The following is a 26,848-nucleotide window of genomic DNA, read 5'->3' on the forward strand; positions in this document are numbered from 1 at the left end:
AACTAAAAGAAGAAGAGTATCACTTAGTGGTGCATATTTGGATAATGAATTCTAAAGGTGAATTTTTAATTCAAAAGAGGTCTGAAGTAGTAAAGATAATGCCTGGTATGTGGGCGGCTACAGGAGGGTCTGTGATTGCAGGAGAAGATAGTAAAACTGCAGCACTTAGAGAAGTTAAAGAAGAGTTAGGCATTGATATTAATGGTGATAATCTTATGAAGATTGAAAGAGTTTTAAGAAAACATAATTTTGGCGATGTATGGCTTATTAAAGAAAATGTTAATTTAGAGGACTTAGAGCTATTGGAGGAAGAAGTTAGCGATGCTAGGTGGATGACCAAGGATGAGATTAAAACTATGATTCACAGGGGAGAATTCCATGACTATGGAGTGGATTACTTTAGAAATCTATATGAGCATGCGCAGAGCTTAATGTAAAAGGAAGTTGATAAAGAAATGATAAGATTAGAAACCAATAGATTAATCATAAGAGATCATATTGAGGAAGATTTACTTCCATTACATAGTTTAATAAGCGATGAAAAGGCAATGTTTTATATTCCTGATATAAAAACTAGGAATATAGACGAATCTAAGGAGAATCTAAGAGTATCAATGACTGAATCAAAATTAAAAGATAGAGAAAAGTATTTCCTTGCTATAACGCTAAAAGAGACAGGGGAGTATGTTGGGGAAATTGGGTTTACTATAATTTCAGATTTTGAAGAAGAAAAGACTGCAGAATTAGGTTACTTTATATTACCTAAGTTTTGGTCGCAAGGTATTGTGACAGAAGCTGCAAAGGAAGTTGTGAATTTTGCCTTTAATAAAGCAGGGATTACCAAATTAATGACTGGTTGTGTTAAGGATAACAAGCACTCTGAAGGGATAATGAAGAAGCTTGGCATGATAAAAGAGAGAGAACTTAAAAGTCACATAGAAATTCAAGGTAAGCTATATGATAGAGTTGAATACAGACTTTTTAAGTGATAATTCAACATATAAAGATATTTAAATAGGTTTTAATAATTAACTTTAAATAAATTTTTAAGCTACAAGAGATTAATGATAAAATCTATTGTAGCTTTTTATGTATTATATTTAAAATATATAAATCTAAGTTACAATGAATATAATGGTATTAAATAGTAAGAATGCCTATACGGTGGGGGTGTAATTTATGTCAGAGAAATTTAAAAAAGTTCTTGTAATTTATAAGTCTAAGTACGGAAGTACAAAGAAGTACGCACAGTGGATTGCTGAAGCAACAATGGGAGACTTGATTGAAGTTTCTAAAGTAAAGACTAAAGAGTTACAAAAGTATGACACTATAGTTTTTGGTGGGTTTTTACATGCAGTTGGTATTAATGGGGTGAAAATAATTACTGCTAATTACAAAAAAATAATGGATAAGAAAATAATAGTTTTTGCAGTAGGTTGCTCTCCACATAAGTCAGAGGATGTTGAAAAAGTATTTGCTGCAAACTTTAAAGGTGATATTAAAGAGAACATAAATTGCTTCTATTTAAGAGGAGCCTTTAACTATGGAAACTTAGATTTTATAGACAAGATGATGATGAATGTACTTAAGGTAAAATTAAAAAATATAAAAGAAAAAGAACGTAATGAGGATGTTAAAGGATTATTGGAATGCTATGATAATCCAATGGATTGGACAGATATAAAGGCTATTAAGCCTATTATTCAATGTATAACTAAGTAGTTATTAGGAGTAATATAGGGAAATGAAAAATCCCTTCATATTGAAATGGAGGGATTTTTAGTTCTAGGTATTTAATACTTATTACATTAGAAATCCTGTATTTAAAATATATAGGATTTTGCTTACATCTTATCAGGAGCTTCTATTCCAAGTAAATCCAGGCCTGCTTCTAATACCTTTTGAGTTAAAGTTATAAGATTTAACCAAGACATCTTCTTATCCATATTTTCTTCTGCAATAATTCTATTATCATGATAGAATTTATTAAATATATTAGATAAGTCATAGATATAGTCGCATATTTTGTTTGGAGCTCTATCCTTAAAGCTGAGTTCTATTACTTCATTGAATTTTGAAATCTTAAGCATTAAATCTCTTTCAGTATCACTGTAAGGTTCTAGAATTGTATTTGTAAGAACTATACCTTCACTTTCAGCTTTTCTTAGAATAGATTTAATTCTAACTACAGTATATAAAAGATAAGGACCAGTGTTTCCTTCAAAAGAAGAGAATTTTTCCATGTCAAAGATATAATCCTTGGTAACTTGGTTAGATAGATCACCATACTTTAGTGCAGCGAGGCCTACCTTTCTTGAAATCTCTTCTATTTCTTCAGGAGTCATTGAATCAGTTTCTTTTAACTTATCTTTTACAGTATCTTTAATTATCTGAATTAAGTCCTGGAGTCTCATAACTCCACCTTCTCTTGTTTTAAAAGGTTTTCCATCTTTTCCATTCATGGTACCAAAACCAATGAAGTCAAGTTTTACATCTTCTTCTACAATTTTAGTTTTCTTAGCACATCTAAATACTTGCTCGAAGTGAAGTCCTTGTCTTTTGTCTACTACATAAATTATAGAATCAGGCTTATAATCTATGACTCTTTCCCAGATAGTAGCAAGGTCTGTAGTACTGTATAAAGTTGCTCCATCAGATTTTATAATTATGATTGGAGGAACTGTGTAGCTATCAGTTTCTTTTGCTACATCAATAACTAATGCTCCTTCACTTTCATAAGTAAAGTTATTTTTCTTAAAGAAGTCTACCATTTCAGGAATATATTTTTGGCTATCACTTTCTCCATTCCAAAGGTCAAACTCCACATTTAAGTTTCCATAATTTTTTCTTAAATCTTCAACAGATACATTCAAGATATGTTTCCAAAGGGCAACATAACCTCTGCGGCCATTTTGAAGTTCAAAGGTAGCCTTTCTGGCTTCTTCCATAGCATTTTCATCAGTTTTTGCAAGACTATTGGCTGATGGATAAATTTCTTCTAACTCATTTATGGTGAAAGGTGCTATAGATGGATATTCACCCTCATAGCTCTCATCAAAATAAGGAAGACTTGGATTACGTCTTTTAACTTCAGAAATTACCATACCAATTTGAAGGCCCCAATCTCCTAAGTGAACATCTCCAATAACTTTATGTCCCAAGTAACGTCCGATTCTCTTAATACTTTCTCCGATAATAGCAGCACGTAGATGACCCACATGGAGTGGCTTTGCAACATTTGCTCCACCATAATCTACAACTATAGTCATTGGAGCTGTATCAGTAGAACAGCCAAGCTTTTCATCTGAATACATGTTATTTATGTATTTTGATATAAAGCTGTCCTTTAAATTTATGTTTATAAAACCAGGACCTGCGATAGATACATTTTCAAAGGCTTCCTCATCCTTTAAAGTCTCTACTATATGATTTGCTATTTCTACTGGTGACTTTTTATATTTCTTAGCAGCAGCCATGGCACCATTGCACTGAAACTGGCAAAGGTCGGGACGGTTTGATACAGTAACAGTGCAGAGCTGTCTATCATAACCACATTGCTCAAATTTATCTTCTAATATTGTACTAACTTTTTTTATGAACTTTTCCATAAAGACCTCCTAATATAACAATTATTATTATATTATAACTCTAAATCTAAATGTTTAAATCAGATTATGCAAATTTGTTTAAAAAAGTGTATTTTATGAATAAATATACTATAGAAATGATTTAAAAAAGGGTTTATAGTACTTCAATAAGCCACTCTATGGTATCCTTTATAACTTCATCCTTATTAATTTCATTGAACATTTCATGTCTTCCACCAGTATATAACCTATAGGTTACAACTTTCATATTTAGAGATTTGTAAGTTTTGTACAAATTTATTATTCCTTCGCCATAGTTACCAACGGGATCAGCATTTCCAGCGAGGATATAAATAGGCAAATTATTTGGGACTAATCTTAAATTTTCTTCTTTGTGGATGATTTTCATTCCATTAAACAAATCATAGAAAAAGGATATAGGAAACATAGTGCCGCAATAGGGATCATCTATATACTTTTTAACTTCTTCCATATCTCTTGATAGCCAATCGAATTTTGTTTGGGCAGGTTTAACTTTCTTATTATAAGAACCAAAAGCAAGATTATCTATAAGGCTACTTTTATACTTTCTGCCTTTAAGTGTCATAATAATTTTGCTTAGGAATATGCCAAGGTTTATAATAGGTTTTTGCTTTCCATTAGTGCCGGATAAAATAACTCCAGATAAGTCCTTTCCATATAATTGAATATATCTTTGTGTTAAAAAGGATCCCATACTGTGACCTAATAATATTATCTTCCTTTGAGGATTTTCTGTTTTTATAATATCTGTCAGCAGTTTCATATCCTCCACCATATCCTGAAAACCATCTTTGTCACTAATATAACCTAATTCCTCTAGAGATTGTGCAGAATTTCCATGTCCTCTATGATCATTAGAATAAACTAAGAAGCCAGCTTCTGTAAGCTTTTCTGCAAAATACTCATATCTAAGAGCTTTTTCACTCATGCCATGAGCAATTTGTATAACTCCACGTACTTCTCCTTTAGGAACCCATTTATAAGCAGATATATTATATCCATCTTTATTTTTAAATGAAAAATCCACTCTTAACATATTGTCACCCTCTAACTTTATTTTTTTATTTATTGTAACATATTCTATAGTTATATGTAAAAAAATAACTTATAATATAGTTATAGGAAAAAAGTAGGGAGAGATGATGAATATGGCGTTTATTATTAATGTTTTATTACTTATAGTTGTATTTACTTTAGGATTTATATTAGGAAATAAAACTTTTCATAAAAAGGCCTGGTCTTATGATGTAGTTCTTATATGCTTAGCAATATTTTCTACTTGGGTAGGAATAAGCACACTTATCATTAACTTTGGAGAAGTATATCTTAGATTATCTCAAGGGTTGCAGATGATATTTTTAGGCATATTAGCGAGAAGGTTTTTTCACTTATATTTGAAATCAATAAAAAGTAACTAATATATTAAAATGATATAATTTATAGTGAACCATGTAAGGGGGATATCATGACTACTGTAATTATAATCTTAATGGTAATTAACATTCCAATTTACAAGTTGATATTTAGGATGATTTTTGTGGATGGTGAGGATTTTAGAGAAGCTGTGAAGTATGAGTTTACACCTGATTTATTTTCTTTATTTAAAGGACGGTATAGGAAGGATAAGCTAGGTGAATTTAAACTAGGAATGTTCATTATGTTATGCATACTAGTAGTTGGGTTAGAATATGGAATTATTAATTATATCTATAATCTTTTTTAAGATTCTTCATAAATATTAAAAGAGGTGAACTGTTTGGCAATAAATAAAAAGAAAGTAGCTATTATTATTTTTATAAGTTTATTTGCTATTTACTTTATCTATAACTTTCCACAAAAGGTTTCCTATTCTTTAGATGGAATCAATTTTAGAATAGGAGAAGAAACCCTTCAGGAGTATGTTAGCGTAAACTTACATGGAAAGCTTAGAAGAAGGGCTTTTCAAGGGAAAGTATTTACTGGAAGTTTAAGTGTTATGGATAAAGAGTTTTCTAATATTAAGCTAAAATTTGATGGCAATAATAGTGGAATGTTAGACTATTTCGACGATAAAAAACAAGAATACAGTTCATTTGGTACTATATATATAAATGAAGATATGAGTAAAGTTGCAATTTGTTTATTAGAATCAGATTGCAATCATGTGGGTGGATTGGAATGGAATAGTAAGGATGGACTTATGATTAGTGCGCCTGTAGCTAACAGGGAACAAGCTGTAATTTTAGCTAATAAGTTATTAGCTAAAAAATTGAAAGCTATGGAGTTTAGTGAAAAACTGGAATAACAAATTATAATAAATCATTAATACAAAGAATGGAGCACTACTATTTTAAGCTTAATAGGGTGCTTTTTATTGTATAGGAAATAAAACTTTTCGTACTTCAGAAAAGCCATCGTAAGGCCTTGCGATTACTGGTTTTTAGATTTAGTGTAATAAATTACAAGTTGATACAAGCTATATAAGAGGGCGTGCCTAGTCACGCTTTTGTTCTAAAATTTCATAATAATAAATAATTGTGTTATTTCTTTTTTATCATAAGATTGGTAATTAAATACTCATTTAAATAAACGTATGGAAAATTTCATTTCAAAGAGTTAAACTATTAGTTGGATAATGAATAAAAGTAAGGTTTATGTGGATTATATATTAAAATGTGCATAACTAATGAGATTAAATAATTTACTGTGGATTAAATCTAATAAATAGTTCTATTAATTAAAAATTACTGGAGCTGAAGATAATAAATTAATATATTAAAGATTTTAGTAGAATCAATAGTGTTTAATGTAAAAGTAAGATGTTAAACTTGGGTTTTGATAAGTAAAATCATAAAAGGTGAGGATTATATATGACAAAGTTATGGAATGGTAAAAGATATCATAGCCTTAATTATTTTTTAAGAGAAAAGTTTGGTGAAAAGGTATTTAAAATATCCCTAGATGCAGGTTTTTCTTGTCCAAACAGAGATGGTACCATAAGTAAGGGTGGATGCATTTTTTGCTCTGAGAGGGGTTCAGGAGATTTCGCAGGAAATCGATGCTATTCTATCTCTAATCAATTTGATGATATAAAAAATATGATGAGCAAGAAATGGAAGGATGGAAAGTATATTGCTTATTTTCAAGCCTACACTAATACTTATGCTCCTATAGAGGTATTAAAGGCAAAGTATGATGAAGCTGTTAACCAAGATGATGTAGTAGGTCTTGCTATTGCGACAAGGCCAGATTGCTTGAGTGATGAAGTTTTAGACTTATTAGGTGAATACTCAAAAAAGGTATATACATGGGTGGAACTTGGACTTCAAACCTCAAATGAGGATACTGCGAAGCTAATTAATAGAGGCTATAAATTAGAAGTTTTTGAGGATGCAGTAAGAAAATTAAGAGAGAGAAATATTGATGTAGTAGTTCATGTTATCTTTGGACTTCCAGGGGAAAATAGGGAAGATATGCTGGGAACTATAGAATATTTATCAAAGATAGACATTCAAGGAGTTAAGTTACATCTTTTACATCTTATGAAAAATACTCCTTTAGAAACACTCTACAATAAAGGGATGATTAGACTTTTAGACATGGATGAATATCTAGAGCTAATTACTACTGCAGTAACTCTGTTACCAGAACAAGTGGTGATCCATAGACTTACAGGGGATGCCCCAAGAAATCTTTTGATTGGGCCAATGTGGAGCTTAAAGAAATGGGAAGTTTTAAATGCGATAGATAAAAAGTTCGAAGATGAGGATTTATATCAGGGTAAAAACTTTAATAATGTTTTGGAAGGATAAAATGAGAAAACAATTAATCGGATTTATTCCGAATAAAGGCATCAGGGGGGATTTAAGTGAAAGTTGATGTTATTATTTCAGCTTCAGATATAAAAAGGAAAAAACTACAAGGCAAAGTGGTTGTAGTAATTGATGTTCTTAGAGCAACTTCAGTAATAATAACCGCGTTGAGTAATGGTTGTAAAGAAGTTATTCCAGCAAGGGAAATAGATGAAGCATTAGACATAGTAGGAAACGAAAGAGAAAAGTATATATTAGGTGGAGAAAGAAGCGCCCTAAAGATAGAAGGCTTTGATTTTTCAAATTCTCCATTAGATTATACCAAAGAAAATGTAGATGGAAGAACTTTAGTAATGACTACTTCTAATGGTACAAGAGCAATTAAAAATAGTGAAGATGCAGAGCATATATTTATTGCGGCAATGATTAACGCAAAGGCAGTGGCTGAAAAACTAGTGGAACTCAATAAAGATGTGGTTTTTGTTAATGCAGGAACTCAAGGAGAATTTTCTATAGATGATTTTATCACAAGTGGCTATATCATTGAGGTTTTAAAGGGATTAACAAATGTAGAGCTTACTGATATTTCAACAACCTCAAACTATATCTATAAAAATAACCAAGATATATTGAGTTTTGTTAAATTTGCTACTCATTACAATAGAATAAAGGAATTAGGGCTTGAAGAAGATCTAAAGTACTGTTTAACTAAAGATATTGTAGATATTGTGCCTGAATATAAAGATAGCAAAATAAAGATTTAATCATGACGGATTAATTAAATGAGGGATTGGGATATTTATTTGTGAAGTAATAATAGGTGGAATGAAAAAAAGCAAATTAGTATAGCTCACAAAGATGAAGCAACAATATAGAATCACCTAAGTTAAAAATATCTTGCTATTTTTACTATGCACTTTAAGCTTAAAAAAGAAAAAGTCCTTTAAAAAGGACTTTTTCATATAGAGTTAGTAATTTTACTTTAGCCCAAAGGATGGATGGACTAAAGAGGGAAAGTGGGGACTTTCCCGAACTTATGTTCGAGATTATTATATGATACAAACATTTAATTGTCAACTAGCTAAATCCAATTGGTTTATTAAAATTAGTAAAAGAATTATACAATATTTCTGATTATAAATGTTAGGGGAAAAATCTATGGAAGCAAAAAGAGTTTTAGAAATTGCACTTTGTGCAGGGCAAATGCTTATAGGTAACGGTGCGGAGTCATACAGAGTTGAAGAAACCATTGAGAGAATATGTAAGGCCTTTAATTTACAATGTGAATGTATGGTTACTGCAAAAGGTGTATTTATATCTATCGTAGATGAGAATGAAGAAAAGATTACCTCTTTAAAAAAAGTTAGAACTAGAAGGGTAGATTTATATAGAATAGAGTTAGTTAACTCCTTCTCAAGGGATATTCAAGGTGGAGATATGACTTATGAAGAAGCTAAGAAGATTTTAAAGGATATTGAAGGAGCACCATATTTCAGCTTTCCTCTAAGGCTCTTTGCTGCAAGTATGACATCCTTTATTTACTCCTTGTTCTTTAATGGGACAATCTTTGATTCTGTTATATCAGCAATTATAAGTATGGGAATATACTATATGTTAGAAAAGGTATCTGGGATAGGATTCTTTCAATTCTTCGAGTTCTTTTTCTCTGGATTTATCATTGGAACTTTAAGTTCATTAACTGAAAGGGTGTTCCCTTTTGTAAATAAAGATAATGTTATAACAGGAGCTATTATGATATTACTTCCGGGAGTAGCGCTTACAAATGGTATTAAGGATATTATTTATGGTGACTTTACCTCAGGAATTGCAAAATTTGGCGAAGCAATGTTAGTGATAACTGCTATAGGCGCTGGAATTGGTACAGCATTAGCGCTTAAAATGGGGGTAGGAGCATGATTAAACAAATAATATTAGCCTTCTTTGGAAGTATATTTCCTGTTATTCTTTTTAATATAGATCGAAAAAAAATAATTTGGACTGGGTTTTCAGGAGCTTTTGGGTGGACAACTTATCTTATAGTTTATAATTACAACCAAAGTCCAGTAATGGCATCCTTTTGTGGTGCTTTAATTGTGGGATTATATAGTGAAGTCTTAGCAAGAAAACTAAAAACTCCAACTATGCAGTTCTCCATTCCAGGGATATTTCCATTGGTGCCAGGTATAACTGCTTATAATACCGTGTATTTCATTGTTGAACAAAAATATGACCTGGCATTTTCAAAAGGAATGCAGGTATTAGGGGTGGCAGGAGCAATTGCCTTTGGTATAATGTTTGCCACAACAACCTTTAATCTTATAGTTAAAATAATGAAGAAAAAAATTAAATAGAATTGCTTTTGGTAGTTCTACTTCTTTTAGATTTGGACATTAATAAAAGCTCATAAACTATAGTGTAGAAAGTAAAAATTCCTACAAAGATCCCTTGGGTTTTATTATCCATATTTGAAGTAGCTAAAACCATAATTAATGGAAAGCACAAGAATACTTGTAAAAAACGAAGAATAAAAGATTTATTCACAATATCACCTTATTCGTTATAAATAGTCCATGAGACACATATAATAGTGCCTTCATGGCGGAAGAAATTTAAAGTTAATTAATTTTCTTAAGTATGAAACTCCAAAATGAAAACTTAGAGTATACTAAAGGCTAGAATAGAATCCAGGCAACTTTATGGCTAAGTAAGGGTTTCAAGTTAGTTATCCATAACAAGAAAAAATAGTACTATAGTAAATGAATTTCCATTTATTTACTATAATACTATTTTTGCATTTCAGTATGCAAAAGGCAATAAGTTTATTACAACAAATTCATATAAGTTACGTAAAGATTTTGATGATTAATGAGTAATATTGTCCTTTTGTTTTTTCTTTATTCTTAACCGTAGGCAACTTGCTTGGTTTTCTTTTGTACAGAAACTGCAACCTCTGATAGCTACATTGTTTCTTATATCAATTTGAATTTCATTTAGAAGCCTTACTAAATGAGTTTCTTTTGTTTCATCGATATCAAACTTAACCCCATATTCATATATATCACTTTCAACTTGGTACATTCGGACAATATGACCAGATAATAAAAGTGTAGTATCTAAAATGTTAGTTCGAAATTCTAGTAAGACTTCAGAGCTAATGGGAAGAATTAATTCAGATAAAAAGCGAAACCCACCTGCACTTGTGTCTAGCACGCAGACTTGTGTAAAGGGAGTATCTACTGCATTTCCCTTGATTTGCATTATTCGCATATCGCAACATAGAGGAATCATAGTTCGAACACGAAAATATCTTCTACGGTCACTATCTCTGTTTTTTTCATTGGTAGAGGTCAAATCAACTTCTCCAAGTTTATAATTTAATTCCAGTTCTTTATAAAGATTGTAACATTCATCTTTTTCTTCCTGATATTCCTTATAATCTATTGATTTTTCAAGAGTTTCAATAATTTCATTGCTCTTAAAGGGCTTAGGTATATATTTACATATTAGTCCATGATTAAATGCATTTATAACGAAGTTTATATTAGGAGTTTCACTACTTAATATTCTTATGGTATTAGGAGAAATTTCTTTGCTTACAGTAAGTAATTCCTCAGCTGATGAGCCTAGTACTCTATCATCTAAGAGTATAATATCAATTTGGAGATTCTTTACCATGTCCAGTGCTTTCTCAGGATTGAAGGTACAATATAGTTGATAATCCAATGGGCTTAAACTCTTTTTTAGTAATTGAATGGTTTTAAAGTCATTATCTATAATAAGAAGTTTATATTGCTTACTCACCTAAACTCCCCCTTCTAAAAAGTTATAGATTGATTACATGAACTTTTTATATGCGAGCTTATTGTATTGTATTCTGATTTAATGGCGGTAAATACTAAAAATAAAACAAACTAGTTTATCATTTATACTAAATCCTTACTATCTAATTGTTTGCATTTGTTAATTGATAGAATTTAGATAATTAGGTTACATATATATATTAATATATAGGATATAATTGTAAAATATGTAAAATGATATTTATATATATAATGGAAAATATGTAATTTAACTCCTAAACAAAAAACAAATATGTAATATAATAAGTCTATAGTATGTAAATGGAAATGAAAGGGGGATATAGAATATGGGCTTGTTAGATATTAGGGAAAAAAATGATAAAGTTGATGGAAAATTATTACAGAACCTTATTAATGTAGATAAACAAAGACTTTATAGAATTGCATTTATGTATGTAAAAGATGAACAAGATGCTTTAGAAATTGTACAAGAAGCTGTATACAAAGCTTTTATTAATATAAAGAAATTAAAAAAAGTTGAGTTTTTTAATACTTGGATAACAAAGATAATCGTGAACTCGTCTCTTGATTGTATAAAGAAGAGAAATAAGCTAACTTACATTGAAGGACAAGAAGAGTTATATAAGTCAGGTACAGAAGATATAGAATATATAGATCTTTATGAAGCAGTTGATAGCCTTCAAGGCTTATATAAGACTGTAATTATATTAAAATACTTTGAGGATTTAAAAATTAAGGATATTGCAAGGATATTAGATATATCAGAAAGTAATGTGAAAAATTATTTGCATAAAGCTTTAAATAGGTTAAGGATTGAATTAAAGGAGGGTGAATACTTTGAGTAAAATAGATATGAAGCTAACTAAAGAAAAATATAAGGCAATAGTACCACCCCAAGAATTAGAGGGTATCGTTACCAATGGAATAGAGAAAGGGATAAAGCAAAGTACACGAATAAGGAAATTAAAATATAAAAGGCCAATGTGGGGATTAGTAGCAGCTGTGGTAGCTTTTGTTATATTGCTAAACACCTCAGTGGTTTTTGCTACAGCTGTTAGGGATGTACCTATTATAAGAGATTTCGCAAATATGGTTTTAATTAATCCAGGGATAAAGTATGCACTAAAGGAAGGGTATATTCAAAAGGTCAACAAGTCTTGGGAAATAGATGGAGTTAATGTTACCATTACAAGAATTATTGGTGATAACAAAAAGCTTATCTTTGGGTATACCATTGATGGTATAGAAGAAAAGGAAGGACAATACATTGGTCCTAGAACAATTAAATTTCAAGATGAAGAAGGAAGAGAACTAGAAATGCTTCTAAGTTATGGCATTGGAGATTATAGTAATGATGGCTTGAAACCCCTTGAAAATGAAAAGTATTTTGAGGTTGATTTGAAGGGAAAAGGTAGTGTTCCAGAAAAGATAACTGTGATTTTTGACCAAATAGAAAATAAGAATAATTCAGAGAGAAATGAAGTGCTGTCAACTTCTAAGTTTACTATGAATATTGAAATAAAGGACAAAATGCTTGAGGTAGAGCCACAAACTTATGTTTTAAATAAGGAGGTTCACTTAAATGAATATAAGATTTTTATAAAGGAAATGAGAGTTTATCCCATGGGAACAGAGCTTGTTATCAAAAGAGACTTAGGAAAGGAACAAAGATTTACGTGGATTGATAATGGATATTTAGAAGATGAAAAAGGAAATGTCTATAGATTATATCAGGGTAGTAGTTCAGAAGATGGAAGCGAATATACTTTAACCTTTGGTGGAGGTGCTTATAACAAAGCTAAGGAACTGACGTTAAAAGCTAATGGAGTATTTTATCAACCCAAAGTAGATAAACAATTAGTTATAGACAGAAACCATGAAAAGCTATTAGAAGATGGGGGCTATGGAATAGAATTATTAGGAGTGGACTATAGGGATGGCAAAACACAGTTCAACTTCAAAATAAAAGAAGATGCAAAAATCAGTAGTATAAATCTAAACTTCCTTGGAAGCTCAAAACAGTTTGAGCAGCATTGGAATGAGTATGGTAATGGAGAATATATATCAAATTTCGGAGTAGCTATTGACACACTTTCAGCACAAGAAGATATATTAAAATTTACTGTGCCTTCTATTCACAAATATAAGACCGAGAGTTTTGACATAAAGTTAAAGTAGTATAGCCAGATAAATTTAAAATTTTACAGATCAATTCCAATGAAAAATAAAAACACTGGACTGCGAGGTAACCAGTGTTTTTCTCTATATAAGGGAGTTAATTCCTATTAATAATGGATAAATTAATCCATAAACTAATTTATTGATTGAAGATTTTCTTAAGGTGTATCTTTAGAAACATTTTCTTCAGTTAATTCTTCCTTAGCTTTACTAATTTTTACTAGGGATTTATTTTTCCATCTTCCAGACCTATAATAAATTACTGTAACTATAGCTATGAAGGTCCAGCCAGCTCCCCCCCCTACGCCCATATTAAATTGACGTATAGATAAAAGTTGTAAAACTATGTTTATTATAGAAGAAAAAATTAAAAAATAAACTGGAGTCTTAGAATAGCACTAACAGAGTTGTAATTGAAAATACCTAGTAGTCCTTTTAATTTACTAAATATTATGATAGATAGCTATATACAGGTTTATTATACTATATTAAATGGTTTTACTCAATTTGAAAATGCAAACAAAGAGTGAATTATTTATATTTTTTTAATATATCAAAAAATGTTGTTGACATATTGTGGACAAGTATAAAAATATATGTGGATAAGTTAGGTAGAACAAGTAGTTTCAATGGATTTAATCGTATCATAATAAGGAAGCTATCTGTTGATAAGTTCAAAAATAATAAGAAGAATAATAGATGAAGCACACAAAAAATCAAGGTTTAAGTTGGGAAACCTTCAAGTTATGTTTTTTTTTATTAAAAGGAGTGTATTAATCATAATTAGTAAAGTTGTCCACATAGTTTATCCACAAAAATGTGGATAAACTATGTGGATAAGACTTAATAATAAGATAATATACCAGTAGATGACGCAAGAAAGTTCATTGTATGAGACATTGATGGAGTAATAATAAAAAAATAAGAATAACTAAGTTAAGGTGAGAGGGGATACAACTAGGTTTCGGAATAATATAAACTAATAATCTATGTTAATTGATTATGACTTAAGAGCATGCTATACTTAACTTGGAGGGGATTAATAATGAGGGAAGTGAATTTGGAAAAAAACTCAGACACACAATTTGATATCAAAGAATTATCTGATACTTTGTTTGGAGCATTACAACAGACTAATGCAAGTTCAGAGGAAATATCCTCTACATCGCAGGACTTGTCCTTAAGCATAGATAAGGTTATAGATTTAGTAAACAACACTAGTATAAAGCTTGAGGAATCACGAGGACTAATAGGATTAATACAGAATATTTCTAAAAACTCAAATCTTTTAGGATTGAATGCATCTATAGAGGCTTCAAGAGCGGGAGCAGAGGGCGCAGGATTCAACATTATTGCTAAGGAAATGAGAAAGCTTGCTCAAAGTAGTAGTGAATCAGCAGATAAAATATCAAAGGCTCTTTTAGCAGTTATATCCTCTATAAACTTAGTTTTGGATGAGATAAATAAGGTTGGACTTATAGCATCATCTCAAGCAGCTGCTACTGAAGAAATAACTGCAACATTACAAGACATAACTTCAACTGCAAAGTTATTGGTAGAAAATACAGTTAAATAGTAATTTAAGCAAGATACATATTATGATAGAATAATATAATTATAATAGAATTGGGACTACAGACAAATTTGTATTACAACAAATTTATCTGTAGTCCCATTATTTTTCAGATTATAGGTTTCTTTCGTAAGCTTCTACCATTCTTTTAACCATTTGTCCGCCAACTGATCCTGCTTCTCTTGAAGTTAGGTCTCCGTTGTAACCTTGTTTTAAGTTAACTCCTACTTCTTGTGCAGCTTCCATTTTAAATCTGTTTAAACCTTCTTTAGCCTCTGGAACTAATGCTCTATTATTTCTGTTTGCCATAATAATTTCCTCCTTTAGCGTTAAAGTATAGTATTTTTACAATGACAAGCACTTTTGAAAACAATTAACTTTGATTAAACAAAAGCTGTTACTTAAACAAATCTTTTTAACAAATTTACTTGTAAACAAATAGTTTTATTAAAATAAGTTCAGTTATGAACAAATGCTTTATTAGAATATATTTGTTTATTGAAACAAACCTTCTTACAAAAGAATCTGTTTGTAAAGGAACTTATTTATGCTAAATTTATTTGCAAACATATAATTTGTCAAAAGAAAGGTTTTTGTTTTAGCAAATCCTTTTGTTGTAACAAGTAGCTTTGCTTAACAAATTTGTTTGTCAGTGTAATATAAGTATGTGAAATTTCAAGATATATATTCTATAATATTAAAGGAAATGGAGTTAAAATTCTCCAGTATTTATTCGTATATAGATAACGTAGCTTTTATTCTCATAAGAAAACTAATATAAATACTTATGGTTAACATTGATTTTTTCATTTGTACCTTGAAAGTTTTTATAAAAAAGAATATAATTAAATTAATAAAAATTAAATATTGCTTTTTTGGTGTCCATTTGGACTTAATAGGGAAATGCGTAAAACGCTGCAGCCCCCGCTACTGTATATGGTATGTTTGATTGTTTGACCACTGTAGGAAACTATGGGAAGGTGTATCAAATGATAAAGCCATAAGCCAGGAGACCTACCTTAGAGCTGCTGTTCACTTTCGGAGGGAAAGGAAGAATCCATGTAGTTAATACTACATATGATTTTTAAAGTTGCCTTGGTATTCTAACTCCTCTTTATGAGGAGTTTTTTTATTTCTAAGTAAGCTAATAATAGATAAACTAGTCTAATTTTTAGATAAGGTGAATTTAGTATTAGTTCAACAGATTATTATGAAGCTTGGAAATTCAGTTTTAAAAAGTCATATAATAATCATTATAAGGCTATTAGAAATAAAACGTCATAACATTTAAATTCAGAAATTTGAAAAGGAGATACTTAAAATGAAAAAGACAAATAATTTAAAACTAGGGTTAACATTACTAGCACTTGTTGTTGTAATTGGAGGATACTTTGCAGTTAATAACTTCCTAGGAGGATCAAAGGGAGATAAGACTATTGTAATCACAATTAAGGATGATTCTAATAATAAGGTAATAATAGACAAGAAAAAGTTTAAAACAGATGCAGTAAATTTAGGAGACTTTTTAGTTGAAAACAAAGAAGAACTTAAAGTAGATATGCCAGATTCACAATATGGACGTTTTATATCAGGATTAATGGATATAAAGACTACAGATATGACTAAAGGACCATGGTGGATGTATTCATATAAGTCTCCAAGTCAAAGCCTTGATATGAAGTTAGGAGAGGCTCCTGGAGTTGATACTCTTGGATTACACGATAAAGATGAAATAGAATTCACATTTACTAATAATACAGGAATGTAATATGAGTACACAACAGGAATATAAAATCAATGCAACGGGGATGAATAACATGAGTACAAGAGAAATGACTAGAATTGCCGTTCTAGCAACTTTACTATATGTAATTCAATTTATAGGTTCCTTCATGTTATATTTTGAGTGGGTTAACTTTGCAATCCTACTATATGGAGTATATCTTAAGAAAAGGGAAGCTTGGCTTTCAGTTGTAGTGTTTTGCTTTATGATTATGCTTACTAGGGGAATAGGGCTTTGGAGCTTAATGTATCTGATAATTTTTCCTCAATATGCTTTGATATATTCCTATGTTAGTGGTCGTTTCAAAAACGAGTATGGCCTTGCAGCCTTAGGATTTTTACTATCATTTATGGCAGGAACACTTATAGATTTACCCTATATTTTAGCGGCAGGATTAGATTATAGAGGGCTAATCATTCGATTGTTATTGGGCTTTCAGGTTTCTTTAAGTAGTGGAGTAATTACCTTTATATCTACGTTATATCTTTTGAAACCTTTGAAAAGGGTATTTCAGTTTAATAAATAGTAAAAAAGTATGCGAAGGCATTTAACTCAGTAAAATAAATGCAGTAGATATTTCAAGAAGAGTAGTGTGTGCTACTCTTCTTTTTTATTAAGTCAAATATTCTAACAACATTACATAAAAAACTGAATTTCATTTTTGCATTTTGCTGGATTTTTAATAATTAGTTGGTAATAAGATGAATTTAGGTTCAACATAAAAGCATTAAACTAAAATCTAATTGCCAATAAAAAGACCATAAAGGTCTACCAACTCGAAATAACCTGAAAACAATAGTAAATAATACATAGTTTCAGGGAATTTATGTAAATAGGTCAAAATCAAGAAATCAGAGGGTTTTATGAGATGGTAATGGTTTGAATATTAAGAAAATTATCGATATAATATAGTAAAGAACTCTATTTATGATTGGAGGTATAGGAATGTCAGTAGACTTATTTAGAAGAGCAGCTGCTAGAGATTCAGAATTTAAAGGTCAAAATGGAGATGTAGAAAAATATGAAAACCCAAAATCTTGGAAAGTGACAGCAGCAGCCTGGGTTGTGATTTTTGCAATTTGTGCAGCCGGATATTATTTCTTCTTTTAAAATATCGTTGTTAGGAGTTGAAGCTAATGCCAAATCTTGATGCCAATAGACTTTATAAAGAAGTTGAAGTTAAGGAACAAGGGACTAATATCAATGATCATAGAAAAAAAGCAGGTAGCTGGAAGGTTACAGGTATCGCCGCAGGAATAATTTTACTTTGGTATGTTTTAGTTACTTTGATATAATTTAATCGAACTATTGAAAAGAAAACTACTAATATGATAAAAAGATTATTATAAATAGGTTTCATTAGATATGGATCAAGCTTATAAAATTTTTATACTTCACGGGTAGTTTTGAAGTTATATTAAAAAAACTAGCATTTTACTGCTAGTTTTTTTTATGTCTATAAATCTAATCTCATATCCCCGCATTTAATCCAACCCATTTTCCGCATGAATTCTGAAATTATCAAGCTTAGTAAGGCAGGAGCTATAATGTGAAGAATAAGTATTAAAAGAAGAGAATTTGTGCCCATGGCCTCTACTGTAGCAAATTGGCCAACTAATCCACTAGTACCCATCCCGGCACCTACAGGAGTATTTTTCATCTTAAATATAGCGGAACCAACTGGACCTAAAATAGCACTAGCCAGAGTTGGTGGAACCCATATCATTGGATTTCTAATAATGTTAGGGACTTGAAGCATGGAGGTTCCAAGCCCCTGAGCGATTAAACCACCAAAGCCATTTTCTTTATAACTGCAAATTGCGAAGCCAACCATTTGAGCACAACAACCTATAGTTGCAGCTCCAGCGGCAAGACCATCTAGTTTCAATGAAATTGCTAGGGCAGCACTACTAATTGGAAGAGTTAGTACCATGCCCATTATAGTAGAAACTAAAATTCCCATAGGAATAGGTTGAAGCTCTGTAGCATAGTTAATCATTTGGCCCAAAGTTGTCATTAATGAAGACATAAATGGACTTACAAAGGAAGCTGTGATTCCACCGGCAATAATGGTAACTGCAGGAACTACAATAATGTTTAATTTAGTCTTTCCGTGGACACGTCTTCCGAGTTCTGCACCAATTAACGCTGCGAATAATGCACCAACAGGTTCTCCTACTCGAGCCGCATACATACCATTATCACCGGCAAGTAAAGTTTGAGCCCCTAAGGCACCGGTAATGATTGAAGAAAAGATAGCTAGCACTGGAGCTTTAACTCCATAAGCTACGGCTGCACCGATGGCAGGTCCCATCATAAATTGAGATATCTTACCAAACTCCAGTAGCATAGGGATTCCTGCTTTTTCTCCAATTTGCTTTAAGATTAATCCAATGATAAGTGAAGAAAAAAGCCCTTGCGCCATGAAATTTAGCACGTTAATTATATAATCTTGCATCCAAAGTTTTCTCTTTTCCATGATAACTCCTTTTTTATACTTTTCAACTTGCTTTTAATGTCTTATTTTCTCTAGGGAATAAGAGCAATTTGTTATTATAAAATTTCACTATAGATAAACAGTAAGTTGAAACACATAATTTAACACTAATTATAAGTACAACATTTTTGCATAAATGGTATAACTATATTATGAATCAAAGTAAATATTTTAATCATAGTAAAATCATAAAGAAAATGGCTGTGTCATAATGCATAAACATTCAATATGACACAGCCATGTTAATTATAGATTTACTGATCTTCTTCCTTTATATGCTCATGATTAAACAAATGCTCCGTACAATAAGCATGGTGTCCATCACATTTAGAACAATATCTAAACTCTGTATTTGGATGGGACTTTTCAGTAGCACCACAAATAGTACATTTATGAAAGTATATTATTTTTGGACTATTATCTTTAAACTTTCTTCTATTAGTGGCAACCTTCTGTCTAGTTTTAGCACCAGAAAACATATCTTTGCCAAAGAATAAAAGAAAGTTTCCAAGAACTGCAACAATTACGATTTTAGTAGTTAAACCTCCAGAAAAGAAAGAGGATAGGAGAAGGACCATATCCAATAAAGCTATGTACTTAACCTTCATAGGGATAAAGAAGAATAGCAAAAACTCGTAATTAGGATAAAAATAAGCAAAAGCCAGAAATAAGGACATGTTTAAGTATTCCGCAGTAGCATAGCCTCCAGTAATAAAGGTTGCAATTATGGTACCTATAATTCCTGTAAGATAATAAACATTGAACTTAAAGCTTCCCCATTCTTGCTCAAGGGCAGAGCCTATCATATAGTAAAAATATAATGCAAATAATATGAAAAAGGTTGAGGCTTGTGGAGGTATAAAAATAAAGGTGCAAAGTCTCCAAATTTGACCCTCTAGAATATGGCTAGGACTAAGAATAAGCCAACTAGTTAAGCGTCCTTCAGGGTATATCATATCAATTAAGTACACTGCAAAGTTTAAGATTACAATATACTTCATTAAATCTCTTATAGCATATCTTCCAAATTTTTTTTCTAATTTGTTTAATAAATTCATATTTCTCCTCCTTACATAGTTTCTAGTACCAAATCTAAATTTTAAAAGGTATAACGTATCATTTTAAATGGGTGCCTTAAAGTATTGACCATATTAAGAGTATTTTAACATTAATTAGGTGATTTAGTAAGGGGCGTTTAGAATAAGTTTACTATTTAAGGAATTAATGAAAACCAAAGGTTTAAATTTGGTTAAGGGATAGGTTTTCCTAGATAAATCTTCAATGAAAAGAATTTATTTATTATTTTAAAATATAATCTAATATAAAAAATATTAGAGAGTGGGTTAGTTAAATGAATTTAAACGTAATAAAGGGGAAGACATTATTTAAAATTATAGTAGGGATAGAAATAGTACTATTAGTAATGATTTTAAGCTTTATTAAAAACAATTACAGCACGAACACAGTAAAGATGGTGATGGGAGGAGTGTTTCAATATCAATTTACTCATAAGGAAACTAAGGAAGTATATAGCAAGGAGTGGCCCATAGACCAGGAAAAATATTTTAGACCCTCTAAGCTAGCTATAATTAATAATAGGATAAAGGATTTTAGCTTTTATATTGAGTTTCAAGGTAAAAAGCCTAATGAAATTAAAGTGCCTGACAATTTACTAAAGACTCCAGAGGATACGGTTATTAATTATTTTAGCGTGTTAAGAGAAGGTGCTGGAAGCTTTGAGGAAGGAAAGTGGGCAGGCTGTGGAACTTTAGGCAATGCTACAACGCCTTATCCAATAGCTTATAATTTTTTAATCACAGATTATAAGGAAAAATTAACTTATGAAAATTATCTTTGTGCCCCTTATCATGGATGGGCTTACATGGCAGAGTCTGTGGTGGATATTAAGTTTGGAGAATGGTGCTCCTTAGTGAAGGAAAGGCAACCAACAGAGCAGGAAGGCTATGTAAAAAAATTCCCTTTAAAGGAACCGATGGTAGTGATTATCTTATAAAATTTTTTACCTTAACAAATGATACAGATGTAGAAATTGCACAATACAAGAGAAATAGTCAGGAACAATGGGAACTAATAAAACTTGATCCTGAGAAGTGTTTGAAGGAAGACAATGTTCAATAAGATGAGAAATAAAACTTCATATATAATCCACATGTGACTAACTCCTCTTATGTAATTATATAACATTATATCCACATTAATAGGTAATGCTTATTACGTAGTTTATAATAAGCATTACTTAAAAACAATGTTACCAACAATCTAGTTTGTATAAAGTCTACTAAAATTTCCTTAGTAATCCAATCCCTTTAATGCTCCACCATAGAAAAACTCAGTATGTCTACAGTGAGGGCAAACATAAATATCAAAAATTAAATGCTCTTCCACATCGAAGAGAGCACTAAATAATCCTCTATTATTATCTTGAGAGTCAAACCTATATTCTTTTAAGTATTCCATTTGGGATTTGCATCTTAAACATTCTACAGCTTGATTCATTTTTATACCTCCATATATTTTAATAAGGTTTCTTATAAATACTTATTATGGTAAAGGCGTTACTATAACATTAATCTTATTTTTTCTTACTTAAATGCGATTTTAACCAATGGAGATACAACGAAATCATTAGATGATACTACAAAATATATGAATTAAAAGGAATCAACATAAAAAGAATCACAGCCTTTTTCCCCTAAGTATCGGCTAAGAAAAGTTTCTACTTCTTCCATGGAATTACTGGATATTTTTAGCTCAATGGTAGCTAAATAAGTCATTCCACCATTATCTTTTTGCTTTTTTGGAAGAACTTCAAAAACTATGATGTTAAAAAAGTCCTTCTTATAATCCCATTTCATGATTTCCTTCCAGTTGTACTTTTTGCCATTGATAATTACACCATTAGATGTGATAAAGTTGTAGTCATAATATGCTAAGGCAGAAACAAGCCAAGGAAGAGCATTAGATAGAGGGTACAATAAATCTTTAAAACTAATATTATTAACGGTTATATCAATACTGTTAATGAAAAGTTGGAAAAGTGCCATTATTAAGAAAATAATAGTGGGCATTTTAGAGTGTCTAATTCTTATTACCCCTTCACAATCCTTTGTGTGTTTGTACGCTTTTATATATTTAGATAGTGATAAAACAATTATGACTATAGCTAATAAGATAGAGAATTTATCCATCAATAACCCCCTTATAATAAAATATATATCTTAATTATAACAACTCTTATAATTAAGAATAGTATGAAAAATGTAGATTTATTCATATATACTGATTAATTAGGAAAGTTTTATCTGATTTCTAAATAGTTCACCAGAACCATTGATATTATGAGAAAATACATTTATATTGTTATTTGTAATAAGGTTATAAAGAATAAAAGCTTTTATTTGTGTAACCTATAAAATTAATACTTTAGATAGGGGATTTATATTATGAATTATAACTACAAGACAAAGGGTTGCTGTGCAAAAGAAATAAACTTTGAGATAGAAAATAATATTGTAAAAAAGGTATCTTTTGTTGATGGATGCTCAGGAAATACTAAAGGAATAGCTAATTTACTTGAAGGAATGGAAGTAAGGGAAGTAGTCAAAAAATTAAAAGGTACTCCTTGCAGAAATGCAACCTCTTGTCCAGATCAATTAGCACGTGCTTTAGAAGAACTAGTTTTGAATAGTTAAAAGGGAAAGAATTAAAAACATTTCATCTCCCATAATTAGAGGAGATGAATGAATTTTTAATATTTAAGAGTATATAAATTAAGAGGTGTGAGTTCACTATTTGTGATAAGCACACCTTTTTAATTTCATTCATAATATTTTTCATATAATAATCAGTATCGAAATAGATTTAAAGTATTCCATTCCACTCAGTATAAAACTGATTCAAAAAATCTTCCATATATTTATGTCTTTTTTCTGCCACTACTTTAGCGCTTTCAGTGTTCATTAAATCCTTTAGAAGAAGTAGCTTTTCATAAAAATGGTTTACAGTGGTACCCTTGGAGCTTTTGTAGTCCTCGAAGCTATGATGTAACTGAGGGGTTATCTCAGGATTATACATTTCATGACCTTTATGTCCACCATAGGCAAAAGTTCTAGCAATACCAATAGCCCCTAGGGCATCAAGCCTATCTGCATCTTGGACAATCATTCCTTCTATAGTGCTCATTTTTGATTCTACTTTTGCACCCTTAAAGGAAATGGTAGCAATTATTTCACACACCGCATTGATATCTTCATCTGTCACTGCTAGCTTTTCTAAAAACTCTTTTGCAACTCTTGGACCTACAGTTAAATCTCCACCATGAAATTTGTGATCAGCAATATCATGAAGCAATGCTCCAAGTTCAACTATGTAGTGATTACAATCTTCACTTTTGGCTAAGGACTTTGCATTATTCCAGACCCTATAAACATGCCAATAGTCATGACCTGAACCTTCACCATATAAAGTTTCCTTCACAAAGTCTAGGGTTTTATTAATTACATCTTGTTGATGATTAGTATAACTGTTCATAGATTTTCTCCTCAATAGCTGTAAATTTATCTATGTATATTGTACTATTAGTCTTTAAATAATAACACAAAATAAACTAGTAAATTTTTGTAATGTTAATTTTGTTAACAAGAATAATGATATTTTTAAGGTTCCATGGTATAATATAACAATAAAGAGAGAAGTAGGTAGTGATTTAATTCATAAAGGTAAGAAATTATAGGTTAGGTAGTTAAAAAAATAACTATTTAATGTGGTGGTAATTTGGCATTAAAAGATTTACAGGAGTTTATAAAAACTTTTGAAGAAAAGGGAGAGATTAAAAGAATCACAACGAAAGTGGATTCAACCCTTGAAATTACAGAAATAGCAGATAAGGTTTTGAAAATGTGGACAAGCAATACTTTTTGAAAATATAAAGGGATCTAAATACACAGTGCTTATAAATGCTATGGGAACCTATAAAAGAATGAGCATGGCGCTTGGGGCAAATGCAATTAATAGAGTAATTGATGCAAATATGGATATGAAAAATCCAAGAACTGCTTCAAGGCAAATATCCTAAGGTCTTTCAAGTAAAAAAGAAGTTATAATCTTTTCTTATATTTGCTTTTTTAAAATGATAGTTGCAGCATACATGTTAAATACCGTAGGGGCTATGTTATCGCCTTTGGCATTATTTCTTTTAATTATATACTCCTATACCAAAAGATTCACATGGCTTTGTCATTTAGTTTTAGGGCAGCTTTAATTTATGGTAGAATATACATAGAATTTTTCAAAATATAGGAACTTAAGGTTTAGAGATAAGATTGTAGCATGCTAATAAATTTTTATGCGAAAAGAGTTGAGGAATTAGTATGAAAAAAATTGTTGTAGGTATAACAGGAGCTAGTGGGAGTATTTATGGAAAAACTCTCGTAGAAGAGCTTTTGAAAAAAGGTATATTTGTTCATGTAATTTGTACAGAAAATGGAAGTAGGGTTATGGAGTATGAAACAGGAACAGTAGTTGGAAATTGGGTTAAAGAGTTGAATAAGCAATATAAGAACATAGCGGTAGAAGATATTAATAATATGTTTTCCTCTGTGGCTAGTGGTTCTTATAAATTTCATGGTGTTATAATCATTCCTTGTTCTATGGGGACACTTGGAGAAATAAGTAATGGAATAACTAAAAATTTACTTTCTAGGGTAGCAGATGTTGCTATGAAAGAAAATAGAAAGCTTGTAATTGTACCAAGAGAGTCACCTTTTAATGCAATACACCTAGAGAATATGTTGAAGTTAGCAAGATTAGGTGTAACAATAATGCCTGCAGCTCCAGGATTTTATCATAAACCTACATCTGTTGGGGACTTAGTGAATTTTATGGTAGGAAAAATCTTTGACCATCTTGAGATAGACAATGATTTGTTTGAAAAGTGGCAGTAGAAATTCAAATATAATAATTGATTATGGGTACATTAGTATGAATATTAAATTGCATAATGGGATTAAATTTAAAAGTAAGGAGATAAAAAAATGAAAAGATTAAAAAAATTAATAGCTCTAATTAGTGTTGCAATAGTTACAGTGGCTTTAGTTGGGTGTGGAGCTAAAGAGATTACAAATAGTGAGGGAGATAAAGATAATAAAACAGAGGAAAAGCAAAAGATAACTATTGGAGCTATGTCTTCAGTAGATGTTATTCCTTTCGTTGTAGCTAAGGAAAAGGGTTATTTAGAAAAGAATGGAGTAGACCTCGATCTTCAAGTGTTTAAAAGTGCAAAGGACAGAGATGCAGCTTTTCAAAGCGGAGCTTTAGATGGGGTGTTTACAGATATAGTTGCTGTAGCACTTTATCAAAATGGAGGTTTTGATGTTAGAATTGCTGGAGTTACGGATGGGGACTTCATGTTAGTTGCGGGGAAAGATTCAAAAGTGAAGACTATAGGCGATGTAAAAGATAAGAAAATTGGAATATCAGAGAAAACTGTAATAGAATATACACTTGATGAGATATTAAAAAAGAATTCTATTGAGATTAAGGAAGTAGAAAAAACTTTTGTGCCAGCAATACCAACAAGACTTGAGATGCTTGCAAACAATAAAATTGATGTGGCACTTTTACCAGAGCCTTTTGCAACTCTAGCCATTAATGATGGAGGAATACTACTCGGTAGTGCAAGTGCTGAAGGAATGTTGCCAGCAGTTTCAGCTTTTTCAAAAAAAGCACTAGATGAAAAAAGCAAGGGAATAGAGAATCTTTATAAGGCTTATGATGAGGCAGTAGAATATATAAATTCTACAGATATTAAAGAATATGAAAATTTAGTAATTGAAACAGTAGGATACCCAGAAACTGCAAAGGGAACAATAAAACTTCCTAAGTTTAGAAAAACCGCTGTACCATCAAAGGAAGAGCTTCAAAGAGCAATAGATTGGGCAGTATCGAATGGAATTTGTAGTAAGGATATAAAACCTGAGAATTTAGTTAAATAATCTAATCTTGGAGAAAGTAAATGTTAAAAATAAATGATTTAAAAGTTTCTTATAACACTAAAAATGGAGTAGTAGCGGCCTTAGGGCCTCTCAATATGGAAATAGGCAAAGGAGATATTGTTGCCATAATTGGGCCTTCAGGCTGTGGCAAATCAACACTTCTAAAGGTTCTTGGGGGAATTGTTTCAAATTTCACTGGAGAGGTTGCGCTGCAGGGAGAACCTTTAAGCACTAAGGTTCATAGTATTGGATTAATACCTCAAGGATTTGGACTTTTACCATGGAAAACCGTTGAGGAAAACTGTATTTTAGGACTGAAAATAAAAAACACTCTAAATAAAGATTCTTTAGATAGGCTGAAAGCAATGATGAAGACCTTAGACATTGATACTTTAAGAAATAGGTATCCTAGTGAAATTAGTGGAGGACAAAAGCAAAGGGCAGCGATAGCTAGAGCGTTTATAATGAATCCCCAGGTATTACTTATGGATGAGCCTTTTTCGGCCTTAGATGCCATAACTAGAGAGGAAGCTCAAGAACTTTTCTTGAGTATTTGGAATAAG

34 protein-coding genes and 1 riboswitch are annotated in these 26,848 nt (G+C 30.9%); of the genes, 24 read left to right on the forward strand and 10 right to left on the reverse strand.

Annotation, left to right across the window (positions count from 1 at the left end; translation table 11 throughout):
* The 3 genes from RR409_RS03995 to RR409_RS04005 all read left to right on the forward strand — a co-directional run.
* On the forward strand, window positions 1–437 hold a 437-nt coding region (locus RR409_RS03995), incomplete at its 5' end, for an NUDIX domain-containing protein (RefSeq protein WP_332556432.1).
* Between the two features lie 18 nt (window positions 438–455).
* On the forward strand, window positions 456–989 hold the full coding sequence (locus RR409_RS04000) for a GNAT family protein (protein WP_332556433.1): 534 nt from the start codon (window positions 456–458) through the stop codon (window positions 987–989).
* Window positions 990–1,179: 190 nt separating this feature from the next.
* A complete protein-coding gene (locus RR409_RS04005) occupies window positions 1,180–1,722 on the forward strand; it encodes a flavodoxin domain-containing protein (RefSeq protein ID WP_332556434.1) in 543 nt (180 codons plus the stop codon).
* A gap of 122 nt (window positions 1,723–1,844) precedes the next feature.
* Here the strand turns inward: RR409_RS04005 and argS are convergent, their stop codons facing one another.
* Together argS and RR409_RS04015 are read right to left on the reverse strand one after the other, a co-directional pair.
* Window positions 1,845–3,608 (reverse strand): arginine--tRNA ligase, encoded by a 1,764-nt coding sequence (gene argS / locus RR409_RS04010; protein ID WP_332556435.1) that lies wholly within the window; start codon window positions 3,606–3,608, stop codon window positions 1,845–1,847.
* Between the two features lie 133 nt (window positions 3,609–3,741).
* On the reverse strand, window positions 3,742–4,665 hold the full coding sequence (locus RR409_RS04015; protein ID WP_332556436.1) for a lysophospholipase: 924 nt from the start codon (window positions 4,663–4,665) through the stop codon (window positions 3,742–3,744).
* Window positions 4,666–4,777: 112 nt separating this feature from the next.
* Between RR409_RS04015 and RR409_RS04020 the strand changes: the two genes are divergently transcribed.
* The 7 genes from RR409_RS04020 (at window position 4,778) to RR409_RS04050 (ending at window position 9,771) form a co-directional block, all read left to right on the forward strand.
* Window positions 4,778–5,047 (forward strand): hypothetical protein, encoded by a 270-nt coding sequence (locus RR409_RS04020; protein ID WP_332556437.1) that lies wholly within the window; start codon window positions 4,778–4,780, stop codon window positions 5,045–5,047.
* Window positions 5,048–5,094: 47 nt separating this feature from the next.
* Complete coding sequence (locus RR409_RS04025; RefSeq protein WP_332556438.1) at window positions 5,095–5,352, forward strand: hypothetical protein; 258 nt, start codon at window positions 5,095–5,097, stop codon at window positions 5,350–5,352.
* A 33-nt stretch (window positions 5,353–5,385) separates the two neighbouring features.
* Window positions 5,386–5,913 (forward strand): hypothetical protein, encoded by a 528-nt coding sequence (locus RR409_RS04030; protein WP_332556439.1) that lies wholly within the window; start codon window positions 5,386–5,388, stop codon window positions 5,911–5,913.
* Between the two features lie 565 nt (window positions 5,914–6,478).
* Window positions 6,479–7,420: a TIGR01212 family radical SAM protein gene (locus RR409_RS04035; protein WP_332556440.1), complete on the forward strand. Its 942-nt coding sequence runs from the start codon at window positions 6,479–6,481 to the stop codon at window positions 7,418–7,420.
* 56 nt (window positions 7,421–7,476) lie between these two features.
* Window positions 7,477–8,184: a 2-phosphosulfolactate phosphatase family protein gene (locus RR409_RS04040; RefSeq protein ID WP_332556441.1), complete on the forward strand. Its 708-nt coding sequence runs from the start codon at window positions 7,477–7,479 to the stop codon at window positions 8,182–8,184.
* 394 nt (window positions 8,185–8,578) lie between these two features.
* Window positions 8,579–9,337, forward strand: a complete 759-nt coding sequence (locus tag RR409_RS04045; RefSeq protein ID WP_332556442.1) for a threonine/serine exporter family protein — start codon at window positions 8,579–8,581, stop codon at window positions 9,335–9,337.
* Window positions 9,334–9,771 (forward strand): threonine/serine exporter family protein, encoded by a 438-nt coding sequence (locus RR409_RS04050; RefSeq protein ID WP_332556443.1) that lies wholly within the window; start codon window positions 9,334–9,336, stop codon window positions 9,769–9,771. The genes RR409_RS04045 and RR409_RS04050 overlap by 4 nt, the downstream gene beginning before the upstream one ends.
* 511 nt (window positions 9,772–10,282) lie before the next feature.
* On the opposite strand, the gene RR409_RS04055 is transcribed toward RR409_RS04050, so the two are convergent.
* A complete protein-coding gene (locus RR409_RS04055; protein WP_332556444.1) occupies window positions 10,283–11,221 on the reverse strand; it encodes a PilZ domain-containing protein in 939 nt (312 codons plus the stop codon).
* Window positions 11,222–11,567: 346 nt separating this feature from the next.
* On the opposite strand from RR409_RS04055, the gene RR409_RS04060 reads away from it, so the two are divergent.
* Together RR409_RS04060 and RR409_RS04065 are read left to right on the forward strand one after the other, a co-directional pair.
* Window positions 11,568–12,086: a sigma-70 family RNA polymerase sigma factor gene (locus RR409_RS04060; RefSeq protein WP_332556445.1), complete on the forward strand. Its 519-nt coding sequence runs from the start codon at window positions 11,568–11,570 to the stop codon at window positions 12,084–12,086.
* Window positions 12,079–13,419, forward strand: coding sequence for a DUF4179 domain-containing protein (locus RR409_RS04065; RefSeq protein ID WP_332556446.1), 1,341 nt, complete (start codon window positions 12,079–12,081; stop codon window positions 13,417–13,419). Before RR409_RS04060 ends, RR409_RS04065 begins: the two co-directional genes overlap by 8 nt.
* A gap of 158 nt (window positions 13,420–13,577) precedes the next feature.
* Here the strand turns inward: RR409_RS04065 and RR409_RS04070 are convergent, their stop codons facing one another.
* Window positions 13,578–13,730, reverse strand: coding sequence for a hypothetical protein (locus tag RR409_RS04070; protein WP_332556447.1), 153 nt, complete (start codon window positions 13,728–13,730; stop codon window positions 13,578–13,580).
* Window positions 13,731–14,464: 734 nt separating this feature from the next.
* On the opposite strand from RR409_RS04070, the gene RR409_RS04075 reads away from it, so the two are divergent.
* Complete coding sequence (locus RR409_RS04075) at window positions 14,465–14,995, forward strand: methyl-accepting chemotaxis protein (protein ID WP_332556448.1); 531 nt, start codon at window positions 14,465–14,467, stop codon at window positions 14,993–14,995.
* Window positions 14,996–15,106: 111 nt separating this feature from the next.
* Here RR409_RS04075 and RR409_RS04080 read toward each other — a convergent pair whose 3' ends face one another.
* Entirely contained in the window at window positions 15,107–15,301 is a 195-nt protein-coding gene (locus RR409_RS04080) for an alpha/beta-type small acid-soluble spore protein (RefSeq protein WP_332556449.1), read from the reverse strand.
* 550 nt (window positions 15,302–15,851) lie between these two features.
* A riboswitch (cobalamin riboswitch) is annotated at window positions 15,852–16,029 on the forward strand.
* Between the two features lie 284 nt (window positions 16,030–16,313).
* Between RR409_RS04080 and RR409_RS04085 the strand changes: the two genes are divergently transcribed.
* From RR409_RS04085 to RR409_RS04100, 4 genes are all read left to right on the forward strand, one after another.
* Entirely contained in the window at window positions 16,314–16,760 is a 447-nt protein-coding gene (locus RR409_RS04085) for a hypothetical protein (protein WP_332556450.1), read from the forward strand.
* 1 nt (window position 16,761) lies between these two features.
* A complete protein-coding gene (locus RR409_RS04090) occupies window positions 16,762–17,301 on the forward strand; it encodes a hypothetical protein (protein WP_332556451.1) in 540 nt (179 codons plus the stop codon).
* A 419-nt stretch (window positions 17,302–17,720) separates the two neighbouring features.
* Window positions 17,721–17,885 (forward strand): hypothetical protein, encoded by a 165-nt coding sequence (locus tag RR409_RS04095; RefSeq protein WP_332556452.1) that lies wholly within the window; start codon window positions 17,721–17,723, stop codon window positions 17,883–17,885.
* Between the two features lie 26 nt (window positions 17,886–17,911).
* Window positions 17,912–18,070, forward strand: coding sequence for a hypothetical protein (locus RR409_RS04100; protein ID WP_332556453.1), 159 nt, complete (start codon window positions 17,912–17,914; stop codon window positions 18,068–18,070).
* 161 nt (window positions 18,071–18,231) lie between these two features.
* On the opposite strand, the gene RR409_RS04105 is transcribed toward RR409_RS04100, so the two are convergent.
* The gene (locus tag RR409_RS04105) at window positions 18,232–19,254 is read right to left on the reverse strand and encodes a PTS sugar transporter subunit IIC (protein WP_332556454.1); all 1,023 of its coding nucleotides are present in this window, start codon (window positions 19,252–19,254) and stop codon (window positions 18,232–18,234) included.
* A 272-nt stretch (window positions 19,255–19,526) separates the two neighbouring features.
* Window positions 19,527–20,330, reverse strand: coding sequence for a rhomboid family intramembrane serine protease (locus RR409_RS04110; protein ID WP_332556455.1), 804 nt, complete (start codon window positions 20,328–20,330; stop codon window positions 19,527–19,529).
* A gap of 293 nt (window positions 20,331–20,623) precedes the next feature.
* Between RR409_RS04110 and RR409_RS04115 the strand changes: the two genes are divergently transcribed.
* On the forward strand, window positions 20,624–21,286 hold the full coding sequence (locus RR409_RS04115; protein WP_332556456.1) for a hypothetical protein: 663 nt from the start codon (window positions 20,624–20,626) through the stop codon (window positions 21,284–21,286).
* Between the two features lie 296 nt (window positions 21,287–21,582).
* On the opposite strand, the gene RR409_RS04120 is transcribed toward RR409_RS04115, so the two are convergent.
* Both RR409_RS04120 and RR409_RS04125 read right to left on the reverse strand, forming a co-directional pair.
* Entirely contained in the window at window positions 21,583–21,789 is a 207-nt protein-coding gene (locus tag RR409_RS04120) for a zinc ribbon domain-containing protein (protein ID WP_332556457.1), read from the reverse strand.
* A gap of 155 nt (window positions 21,790–21,944) precedes the next feature.
* The gene (locus RR409_RS04125; RefSeq protein WP_332556458.1) at window positions 21,945–22,481 is read right to left on the reverse strand and encodes a hypothetical protein; all 537 of its coding nucleotides are present in this window, start codon (window positions 22,479–22,481) and stop codon (window positions 21,945–21,947) included.
* A 255-nt stretch (window positions 22,482–22,736) separates the two neighbouring features.
* On the opposite strand from RR409_RS04125, the gene RR409_RS04130 reads away from it, so the two are divergent.
* A complete protein-coding gene (locus RR409_RS04130) occupies window positions 22,737–22,985 on the forward strand; it encodes a TIGR03905 family TSCPD domain-containing protein (RefSeq protein WP_332556459.1) in 249 nt (82 codons plus the stop codon).
* 169 nt (window positions 22,986–23,154) lie between these two features.
* Here the strand turns inward: RR409_RS04130 and RR409_RS04135 are convergent, their stop codons facing one another.
* Window positions 23,155–23,823 (reverse strand): HD domain-containing protein, encoded by a 669-nt coding sequence (locus tag RR409_RS04135; RefSeq protein WP_332556460.1) that lies wholly within the window; start codon window positions 23,821–23,823, stop codon window positions 23,155–23,157.
* A 243-nt stretch (window positions 23,824–24,066) separates the two neighbouring features.
* Between RR409_RS04135 and RR409_RS04140 the strand changes: the two genes are divergently transcribed.
* The 5 genes from RR409_RS04140 to RR409_RS04165 all read left to right on the forward strand — a co-directional run.
* Window positions 24,067–24,213, forward strand: a complete 147-nt coding sequence (locus RR409_RS04140; RefSeq protein WP_332556461.1) for a hypothetical protein — start codon at window positions 24,067–24,069, stop codon at window positions 24,211–24,213.
* Between the two features lie 25 nt (window positions 24,214–24,238).
* Window positions 24,239–24,367: a hypothetical protein gene (locus RR409_RS04145; RefSeq protein WP_332556462.1), complete on the forward strand. Its 129-nt coding sequence runs from the start codon at window positions 24,239–24,241 to the stop codon at window positions 24,365–24,367.
* A gap of 295 nt (window positions 24,368–24,662) precedes the next feature.
* Window positions 24,663–25,235, forward strand: a complete 573-nt coding sequence (locus tag RR409_RS04155) for a flavin prenyltransferase UbiX (RefSeq protein WP_332556463.1) — start codon at window positions 24,663–24,665, stop codon at window positions 25,233–25,235.
* Window positions 25,236–25,325: 90 nt separating this feature from the next.
* Complete coding sequence (locus RR409_RS04160) at window positions 25,326–26,285, forward strand: MetQ/NlpA family ABC transporter substrate-binding protein (RefSeq protein WP_332556464.1); 960 nt, start codon at window positions 25,326–25,328, stop codon at window positions 26,283–26,285.
* 20 nt (window positions 26,286–26,305) lie between these two features.
* A partial coding sequence (locus RR409_RS04165) for an ATP-binding cassette domain-containing protein (RefSeq protein ID WP_332556465.1) occupies window positions 26,306–26,848 on the forward strand: 543 nt, incomplete at its 3' end.

Source organism: Clostridium sp. (genome assembly GCF_036642255.1).
Classification (GTDB): Bacteria; Bacillota; Clostridia; order Clostridiales; family Clostridiaceae; genus Clostridium_J.